Consider the following 310-nt stretch of genomic DNA (forward strand, 5'->3'; position numbering starts at 1 on the left):
GTCGGGCAGTGCGATTCCGGTGTTCAGCGCGGCGATCGCCGGGTCGTTCCACTTGGTGATCTGGCCGTTGAAGATCTTGGCCGCCGTCGGCGCGTCGAGGGCGAGGTGGTCGACGCCGGGCACGTTGAAGGTGATCGCGATGGGGCCGTACACGGTCGGCAGGTTCCACGCGGGCGAACCACACCGGGCCTGTGCCCTGTCGTACTCGCCCTTGGCCGCGTCGAGCGGGGAGTCCGAGCCGGCGAAATCGGTCTGGCCGCCGAAGAAGTCGTTGAGACCGGCACCGGATCCGCTGGAGGTGTAGTCGAGA

Annotated in this window: 1 protein-coding gene; it reads right to left on the reverse strand. The window is 68.1% G+C overall.

Going from position 1 to position 310, the window contains the following annotated elements:
• The coding region (locus tag ACPCUW_RS35235) for a substrate-binding domain-containing protein (RefSeq protein ID WP_423429706.1) at nt 1–310 on the reverse strand (310 nt) is incomplete at both ends.

The sequence above is a fragment of the Nocardia sp. AB354 genome (assembly GCF_049538315.1).
Taxonomy (GTDB): Bacteria; Actinomycetota; Actinomycetes; order Mycobacteriales; family Mycobacteriaceae; genus Nocardia; species Nocardia nova.